Annotated in this window: 3 protein-coding genes and 3 pseudogenes; all 6 read left to right on the top strand. The window is 60.4% G+C overall.

Annotation, left to right across the window (positions count from 1 at the left end; all coding sequences use genetic code 11):
* Nucleotides 1-575: 575 nt before the first annotated feature.
* Nucleotides 576-1332: pseudogene (locus FJ548_RS29520) on the top strand (IS5 family transposase).
* Between the two features lie 1879 nt (nt 1333-3211).
* Nucleotides 3212-3548, top strand: a pseudogene (locus tag FJ548_RS29510) (co-chaperone GroES).
* Nucleotides 3549-3627: 79 nt separating this feature from the next.
* A pseudogene (locus tag FJ548_RS29505) lies at nt 3628-4143 on the top strand (TCP-1/cpn60 chaperonin family protein); the annotation flags it as partial.
* A 339-nt stretch (nt 4144-4482) separates the two neighbouring features.
* Nucleotides 4483-5181, top strand: coding sequence for a hypothetical protein (locus tag FJ548_RS30645; protein WP_246678807.1), 699 nt, complete (start codon nt 4483-4485; stop codon nt 5179-5181).
* Nucleotides 5082-5756 (top strand): tetratricopeptide repeat protein, encoded by a 675-nt coding sequence (locus FJ548_RS30640; RefSeq protein ID WP_348640953.1) that lies wholly within the window; start codon nt 5082-5084, stop codon nt 5754-5756. Before FJ548_RS30645 ends, FJ548_RS30640 begins: the two co-directional genes overlap by 100 nt.
* Nucleotides 5757-6825: 1069 nt before the next feature.
* The coding region (locus FJ548_RS29495) for a hypothetical protein (RefSeq protein ID WP_140779762.1) at nt 6826-9763 on the top strand (2938 nt) is incomplete at its 3' end.

The following is a 9763-nucleotide window of genomic DNA, read 5'->3' as shown; positions in this document are numbered from 1 at the left end:
ACCTCCGCATCCATAGGAATCAGACTTCAGTCGAAAAGGGAATCCCAACGGTTCACCCTATTCGCCCGACGCTCTAAGCTTCATTATTCCCAGCCACAGTTGAATCTCGTGGGTTCCGACTTGACCCACCTCAACCTTTCGCACTCGCGCCTTTATCATGGCGGCAATTCGTTCGTCCGAGGGTAATTCAAGATCAGCCAGGATTGCATACTGTGGCAAGAACAGTGTGGCGCTACCTAGAGTGACAAAGCTCTAAGTCCCGCTTCACCATCCGCCATTAAATTCTCACGAAGCTCAGACGTGACCCTGGTTTTGAGGTGCGCCAATAACGAGGCCGGCAGGCACCCAACTGGCAGATGGTTAGACAGAGAGAACAGCGCCCCTGACAAATCACCTGTATTTGCGTTGGCAACCGCTTCTTGCAGCCACCCACAGGCTTCGAGCACCTTGAGTAAATAGCGGATAGCCTCTCCGTCTCGACTGCTAAGTCCCACTAGGGCGTGGTGACGATTTAAGGGTTTGGGATTCCCAAGGAGCAGCAAATCAGATTCAACGCTGATTTTTGGAGATCAGCGATGAATTGCGACGCGCTTCGGGACGACCAGTGGGACCGGATCAAGTGTTTTGTGCCCGGCGGCACCAAAGGCAAGCGCGGCCCGCGCACTGATAATCGGAAGCTCCTCGACGCGCTGTTGTGGATGGCACGTTCGGGTGGCCGTTGGCGCGACCTGCCGGAGCGACTAGGCGACTACCGCTCAGTGAAGCGGCGCTATTATCGTTGGATCGGGATGGGCGTGCTGGACGATGAAAATGCTCGCCCGCGAAGCCGATCTCGAATGGCTGATGATCGACAGCACGATCGTGCGAGCGCACCAGCATGCCGCCGGGGCACGCAAGGTCAAAGGGGGGGCGGATGCCAAGGGCCTGGGCCGGTCTCGCGGCGGCCTGAGCACCAAGATCCACACCGCCACCGAGGCGCTCGGCCTTCCCATCCGCCTGATCGGCACCCCCGGCCAGCGCAACGACATCGCCTTGGCGCACGACCTGATCGACGGTATCGACGCCGATGCCGCCATCGCCGATAAGGGATACGACGCCGACCACCTCGCTGACAGGATCATTGAACAGGGCGCACAGGTCGTCATCCCGCCCAAGCGCAACCGCAAGGTCCAGCGACCCTACGACATCGATCTCTACAAGGAGCGCAACCGCATCGAGCGCTTCTTTTGCAAGCTCAAGCAGTTCAGGCGCGTCGCTACCCGATACGACAAACTTCTCGCCAACTTCATGGGCTTTGTCAAACTCGCAGCCATCGCCATTTGGCTCAGATAGTTAAATCGTCACCACGACCTAGGTGCGATAGGTGCGATATCCCTGCAGACAACCATCGGAGTGGATCGGCATCTGTGATTTGTCTGTCGCACAGAGGTCTTGCAATATCCTCTCGTCCTTTTCCCGCAAACCAGGCAGCGGCCGTCACAGTTTCTGGAACCAACACCGCGCGGGCGTACGAAAGCTGAGCCTCCGTCCACTCCTGGACGTCAATTGATGAAAGCAACTGTTCTCCTGCCGGATGTTTGCGCAGAAATGCAGCAGTGCCTCAAGCGATAACGAAAAATTTCGCTCGTGGAGCACGGTGAGCGCTCGAATCCAGTTGCTGACGTGTCTCGTCGCTGCAGCTAGGCGCCAGAGCCCAGGGTCACTTGAAAGAGCCCTGTCTAGCGCTGTCCACCGGCTCCGGTGTCGTCTTAGCAAGGATGTAATGACCGCGGACAATTCGTCGAGGTTTGCACAGGTATTGATCCAACTTCCGTCCGGAACTGAGGCCATCGCGATGTTCAAAGCCGCCGAGGGTTCGGTGTCGCTGGGCCCCACCCCGGCGAGACGAAAGGCTACGGGGATGCTGGTTTGCGAGGCGGCGAGCCGCTCTGCTTTCCCGCCATCTGTTACGCCCACGGCACTTTGAAGGAGTTGGGCGAGCGCTGGATGGGATAGCTTATATCGCGTCCGCAACTCCCCTCCACCGGCGTCGGCGATGACAAGCCCGCTGGCCATCGAGCGTGCCAATCCTGCGTCTCTCCGGGGAAGAAGTTCTTCGGTGGGTTCGATTTCCACCCGCGCGAGGGCAGCCAAACGAAGCAAATTATCGGCTTCAGGTGTGTTTTGCACCGGCTGCCAATAGTGGCTCCGCACACCGTCGACGGCGTCTTCAGGTGTGAGCGTAAGCTGTCCACGTGATATTGCGGTGAGGCGCCTCTCTACCGCGGCACTAAAAGCTTCGAGATCGACGCTTGAGTGTGGACCTTCTGAATCTCCCCCAAAAGTGTCGATCCATTGGTTCATCTGTTGGACCGAAACGGAAGGCACCCTAGCCCCGATACGCTCCAACAATCGCGCCAGAACGCCCTTCAGGGCGGCTTCCCTGGCACGGAGGACCAGAGGCTCTATCGTGCCGAGGGGGAGCCTTCTAGGTTCTTTTGCTCCCTACCCAGCAGCAGCAACTTTGGCTGCACGACCTCCGACAGACGGTCCCATTCACTGGGATCGACCCCTCCTACAAGTTGCGACTTGCGACTGTCACGTCCCGGGTCGTGGCGGCCCTCGCAACAGCCGCTGCGAGTGCGACCGGCCCGAACTTCAGACTGGGTACCGCGCTGGAGCAGCGAAGTGAGGCTCGATGGGACTTGGGACATGCTGATGGGGCGCATATCCAGTCAGGGAGACCACCTTGTCCGCTCCCCACAGTCCGGCAGTGGAAATCAGGCCGCTCATTGGCCCAAGCTCGCTGCTGTGAGGTCGAGCCTCATCGGGAGCTTGCGATAGACCGAGAACGGCTTGACCGGCATCAGGTCACAGATCCGCGAGCTCCAACGGAGGCATGAGGGCCAGCGAACCGACGCCGCAATGGATTTTTAACGCTTCCGCCACGTCATGGATGGCATCGCTTGGCGTATCGAAGGCGCCGAGGTAGCCGGCTTCGTCTGCCGCGATTCCTAGCTTGATCTTTGTACATCGCGTAGGCGGCAACCGAGACTGAAATCTGGAACATGCCATCATGGCCGACGAAGCGGATGCGCTTGCCCGCCTCGTCATAGCTGCGGATTATTGAACGCGGTCCGTGAACAATTTTTTGCATTCCTATCTATCGAGTGCCAAAGCGCCTATAGGACGGGTGCGGTCGCTATCATGCCGGCCCCCAGAAAGAGTCCCCATGAAATTCCGGCCACTCCACGACCGCGTCGTCATTCGGCGCGCGAAGGCGACACCAAATCCAAGGGCGGCATCATCATTCCCGACACCGCCAAGGAAAGCCGCAGGAAGGCGAAGTCATTGCTGTCGGCCCGGGTGCGCGCGACGAAAACGGCGCGCTGATCGCGCTCGACGTCCAGGCGGGCGACTTCATCCTGTTCGGCAAATGGTCGGGCACTGAAGTCAAGATCGACGGCGAGGACCTTCTGATCATGAAGGAAGCCGACATCATGGGCATCATCGACAGGAGCGAGACGGACATCGTTGACAAGACCGGAGCGGTGAAGAAGGCCGCCTGAACTCGCCGTCCCTCGAAGCCGAACTGGATAAAAAACGTCAGCCAAGGAAATCAAATTCTCCACCGATGCACGCGACCGCATGCTACGCGGTGTCGAGATCCTCAACAACGCCGTCAAGGTAACGCTGGGACCCAAGGGTCGCAATGTCATCATCGATAAAGCCTATGGTGCACCGCGCATCACCAAGGACGGCGTCACCGTCGCCAAGGAGATAGAGCTTGCCGACAAGTTCGAGAACATGGGCGCCAAGATGGTGCGCGAAGTGGCCTCGAAAACCAACGATCTCGCAGGCGACGGCACCACGACCGCCACGGTGCTGGCGTCGTCGATCCTGCGCGAAGGCACCAAATTCGTTGCCGCAGGCATGAACCCGATGCACCTCAAGCGCGGCATCGATGTTGCCGTTGCTGCCGTCGTCAAGGAGATTAAGGCGCGAGCCAAGAAGGTCAAGTCATCAGCCGAGATCGCCCAGGTCGGCACTATCGCGGCCAATGGCGACGCCTCTGTCGGCGAGATGATCGCCAAGGCGATGGACAAAGTCGGCAATGACGGCGTCATCACCGTCGAGGAAGCCAAGACCGCCGACACCGAGCTCGCGGGCGGGGATTCGTCGACGCCGAGTACCGGGTCGCGCGTTGCTATCTCGAAGGCTCGGGTGTCCCTCCGAGCCGTAGAAGGCGCGCGGTGGCTACTGCGGGCAGCCAGCCACGGGAACGCCGACGCGCAAGCGCTCCTCGCCGCTCTTTATCTGACCGGACTGGTGGCCGAGGACGCTGACGGCCAGAGCGCCGGATCCGAGCAATTGTTCAAACCGGATTGCCCAAGCAAACCAAACTTCGCCGCCGCTTTCGACTTTGCCTCCAAGGGGGCCGAGGCAGGCTCGTCTACGGCACAGGCGATCCTTGGATTTATCCTTACCAGCGGCCCCAAATCGATGCGCGATGCCGATGCGGCGCACCGCTGGTACGAGAAGTCGGCTTCTGCGGGTTGCGCCGAAGGGTGCCTTGGCTTCGCCCTGTCGCTGGCGCGCCGCGGCAAACGCGAAAACCGGGTCAGGATAGCCGAAGAGGTAAGGCGCGCAGCCGATGCTGGGCTGCCGACCGCAACCTATCTTCTTGCGGTTCTTACCGAGCACGGGCTCGGCGTGACACGAGACATGGCTGCAGCCGCTCAACTCTATCAGGCTGCTGCAGAGAACGGCCTGCCCTCCGCCCAGTTCCGGCTGGGATTGGCGCTGATTGACGGTGCACTCGTCGACCAGGATGTCGCTGCCGGAGAGGCGTGGGATGCGACGTGCCGCCTTGGCCGGCAATATCGAGGCAGCCCATCTCCTGGGCAATCACTATGCGAAAACGCAGCGGCCGGATTTTGCAGAAGCCGCAAACTGGTATCGGCGAGCGGCCGAGGCGGGCCACCAGGCCGCCGCCCGCGCTTTGGCCTCGCTCTATTTGACGGGAAACGGCGTAGCCCAGGACGTCGAAGGGAGCACGCTGGCTGCGCGCTTCGGCAAATGGCGGCAATCAGGAGGCACAGATCGATCTTGCCAATCTTGTCCTCGCAGGAGCCGGAGAGCCGGATGACAGTGCTAGCGTTGCCGGATGGTTCGAAGCGGCCGCTTCATCGGGCGATCTGATCGCCGCATTCAATCTTGGGCTCTGCTTCGCCAACGGACTCGGTGTTCGCCAGGACGAGGGGCAAGCGGCGCAATGGCTAAGGCGCGCGGCCGAAGGTGTTCCCGACGGGCAATATATGTATGTCCGCCTCCTCCAGGATGGGCGCGGCGTTGCGGCCGATCCATCGCAGGCCCGCGACTGGTTTGCCCGCGCAGCCAATGCCGGTATGCTCGACGCGCAAGTGGCACTTGCCGAGATGCTGCTCAACGGACGCGGGGGCCGGCGTGAGCCTAAAGTTGCAATGCAGCTTTTCGAGCAGGCCGCCGACGAGGGTCATGCCGGGGCGATGTTTGCGCTTGGCGCGCTGCATAGCGCTGGCCTTGGCATGCCGGTCGACCAGATGGCAGCGCAGAAATGGTACGCCGCCGCTGCCGGACGTGGACATGGCCAAGCCCAACTCATGCTCGGCCGTTATCTCCTCAAAGGTCTCGCCGGGGAGCGCGACGCGGTTGCCGCTCGCCTTTGGCTCGAGCGCGCGGCCGCACACGGTATCAGTGAGGCGGCCGACGAACTCGCTGAGTTCGCCTCTGGATGAGACCTGCATGTGCAAGCCGCCAGCCCACGCACCTGCCACGAACGAGGACAACCGGAGAATTTTACGTTTCGTGCCGAAGTCATTGGCAGTCCTTGACTACATCGGGCCGCGGATGGAGGAGTTCCGATCGCGACGCCAGTCCCTGATCGACCTTGCCGGACGCCGGGAGCGCCAGGCACAGATGTTCGCCGACTAGCAGTACTTGCGACCTGCCGGTCGTTTGCGGTTCCCTTCCCCCTTAACCAAAAACAAAGTGGGTGCAATCCGCATACTTTACAAATTCCTAATTTTCGACTTTAGTAATATGACATATAAAGAGACGTGCGACTGAAACAGGGGCGGTCGCGCGAGTAGTTGGGGGTTGGGGTTCGTAAGACGATTTGTCAGGATGTAGCTAAGGTGCGACCGGTCTGGCGTGCCAAGGGTTTACCTATGTTGTAATTCCGGGTGTCCTGCATTTGTCTTTCGCTTTCCGAACTCTCTTACCGAGTGGTCGCCGAGGTGTCGGCGAAGGGGCAGGGGTAAGAGTAAGTGCGAGTAGGTCGGAGAGAGTCGCCACTGCGAGGCCAGTGCAGGAATGCCGCAGGCTTTGTCCGTTTGAATGGTCGCGCCCCGGCGCAGGCGACTTCACAATGCGTGCGCGCCCCAGAAGAACTGCTGTTCATCGCCCCCGTCGTTCCTGATCTTCCAACGTCGTTGAAAAAATTGCGCCCCGAGATGGGCGCGATCGTGCCCGGCGCGAAGCGGCCGGCCGCGTTCCAGATGACCGCGGCAATAAGGCCGCGCGACAATGTCTCCGCCGTTCGCCTGGCTGCGCTTGGCGCATCGGCTTCTTATCCGATGCCTGGTCGGCCGTCTGGCGCGCCGATGAGGCGCGCGAGACAGCCGCAGTCGGCGAAGGCGGCGAACTCCGGCTGTGGAACTGCGAGGCCGGCACCGGCGCCAATGGCCGGGCTTTCATCAATTCCATGTCGCACGCGGCCAGAAGGTCGGTCGCTGGCGATCGAGTGAACTCAATGGGCAGTCGACAGGCATCAGGGTCCTGCCGCCGCTGAAAAGGAAGCAAGTCATGGCCTCGACAACAAGCAATGGCGCGACGGTCGACAACCTTAATGTGCTCGACACCCTCACAAGTGATAACATCGGCGGAAGCCAGATTATCGCACTGCAAGATATCGCATACGCCCTGTTCGCCACTACGAATGCGACGCAACTTCAGACGATCGATAACGCGTTCTGGACAGACAATCTGACGCTTACGTTTCAAGCTGCGGGCACCGGCCAATACTACACACTGTGGGCGACATCGCTCGACAACTTTTCGTTCGCACAGAGCGACCACTATGGAAACCTGCTTGCCGGCTCCCCTGCTGTCACCTTCAGCGCTCACAGCGCATCCGCTTTTCTGAGTGCTTTTTCCAGCAACCCAAGCCTAGTTGGCTCGGGCCTGTCCAGCACCTCTCTGCTCGCTTCTCTCGACATCAACAGCAGTATTGGCAAAAACGTCTTTCAAGCGACAGTCAACGGTCAGATTGCCAACGTCTTCAGTTACGCCAGCGCGACTGATTCCTTTAATGGTACCGGGTCGCAGTGGGATGTGATCAACAATTTCAAAGCAGGCGTCGACAAGCTCGATTTCAGGAAGCTCCTCAACGACAATATGATCGTCGGCGCACAGGGCGGACAGACCGCCTCCAGTGCGGGGCTGGGGGAATTCTTCTGGAAGGGCCAGCAATCCGCCAACACGACCAACCTCGGGGCCGCTGGCGCTTTCGCCGTCTGGTATACCACAGACGGTAGTGGTGGATCGTTCGTTTACACAGATACCAACGGGGATGGCATCGCCGATCTGAAAGTAAATGTCACTGGGGCCTCGACGCTCACGCCAAGCGATTTTCTCGGAGTCGATCCCCCAGCTGCGTTCACGGTCAAAATCAATCCGATCGAGCCTAGCCAGTCAAACCCTTGGCTGCTCAACTCCGCCGATGCAGCTGCCGGTGTCACCATTACCGGTACGGTCGCGAACTTTACGTCCAGCGCACATCTCATCGTCAGCCTAAATGGTCATAACTATACGGCCACAGTTGCCGCGAACGGCACATGGTCCGCCGTGATTCCGGCAAGCGATCTGGCGCACGCCTCACTGCCGGACGGCACGTATACTCTTGCCGCTGTAGTTAAGGTTGGCAGCTCAACAGCGGCTTCAGATTCCCATTCGGTAACCGTCGATGAGGCGCCTCCGACAGTCACCTGGGCAGCCGGTGCTACCGGAGTCGAAGGCACTGCAATCCACCTTGGCACGTTGGCAGCTTCGGATGTTGCCGGAATTGCGTCTCTGGTGGTCAGCGGCATCCCGGTGGGGGCGACCCTTACCGACGGAACCGCATCACACGCCTTCACGGCGACGAGCGGCCTGACCTCCATCGATGTTCATACCTGGAATCTGTCGACGCTCAGCATCACACCGCCAAACGATGCCAACTTCAGTCTGTCGGCGGTTGCTACTGACGGGAGCGGGAATTCGACCACTGCGACCGAGGCTGTGGCGGTCAATCCGCTAGCGGCGACGCTGGCGCCGGCGGCGGCCTCTGGCGTGGAAGGCGCGGCAATCGCGCTCAATGTGGGGCTGACGCTGAACAAGCTGGCCGGCGATGCAGCCGGCACCAACACGCTTAACAGCCTGGTGATCAGCGCGATCCCGGTGGGGACGACGCTGGCGGACGGCAACGGTCACAGCTTCACGGCAACCAGCGGCAATACCTCGGTGGACGTGGGGTCCTGGACACTGGCGTCGCTGACGGTCATGCCGGTCAATGACACCAACTTCGTGCTGAACCTTGCGGCGACCGAGAAGGACGCCGAAGGCAATATCGGGCCGGTGACCACTGCGACCGAGGCTGTGACGGTCAATCCGCTGGCGGCGACGCTAAATCCTGGTGCCTCGACCGGCAATGAGGATTCCGCAATAGCCGTAAGTTTGGGAGCCGCCGTTAATGGTCTTTCCGGTGATCACAATAGTTTTGAATCATTGATCATTGCTGGAATTCCAATCGGCGCGACTTTGTCGGATGGCGCGGCGGGGCACTCTTTTATAGCGGCGATCGGGTCTACCTCGACGGATGTGAGCGGTTGGAATCTCTCGAGCCTCAAGATCACGCCTCCGGCCGAATTCGAAGGTCAATTTGCGCTTTCAGTGACCGCGACGGAGAGGGATGTCGAAGGAAATCTCAGTTCTCCGACTACCACCACGGCATCGCTGACCGTCAACCCGGTCGCCGATCAGCCGCTCGTCACCGCCGCGGCGACCACCATCAACGAGGACGGCACCAGCAACCTCACCATCACGCTGACCAATGCCAGCGACCTGTTCGAAGACGGCAACGACTCCGTCACCGTGACGGTTTCGCTCGACCAGGGCGCCACGCTGCACGGCACCGGCGTCGTCGACAACCACAACGGCACCTTCACCATCACCGCCCAGTCCGCCGCCGACCTCAGCGGGCTGACCATCACGCCGGCCACCGAGTTCGAGGGCACCGTCGCGATCGGGGTTTCGGCCCAGGCCCATGACGGCTCCGCCGACTCCACGCTCGGCACCACCACGGCATCGCTGACCGTCAACCATCCACCCCTAGTCTCAGCCACGATTGCAAGCACTGCCAAAGAGGGCGATGTCCTCACAATTTCCGGAGGAACGACACCTGACGCCGATGCAGTTCTATCATACCAATGGCAATATTCTTCAGATGGAACGACCTGGCACGATATAAATGCCAATGGGACCGGTTCCATTTATACCGTCGCAGAAAGCGACGAAGGCCACCAGCTTAGAGTCGTGATAACCGCAACTGACAACGGTAGCGAAACGATCAGCACAACAAGCAACGCCAGCGCGGCAGTCACCGACATCACGCTTGCCTTCACGACAGCGGGGTCGATCAGCGGCACCGCCCAGGAGGGCCAGACTCTCACTGCGGTGAACGGGACGCTGAACGACAGCGACGCTG

Source organism: Mesorhizobium sp. B2-4-17 (assembly GCF_006441275.1).
Classification (GTDB): domain Bacteria; phylum Pseudomonadota; class Alphaproteobacteria; order Rhizobiales; family Rhizobiaceae; genus Mesorhizobium.
The sequence above is the reverse complement of the archived record's forward strand: the minus strand, read 5'-3'. Positions and strand labels throughout refer to the sequence as shown.

Coding starts and splice junctions, on each gene's coding strand:
- FJ548_RS30645 (WP_246678807.1), top strand. CDS start 4,483: ATGCGCGATGCCGATGCGGCGCACCGCTGGTACGAGAAGTCGGCTTCT.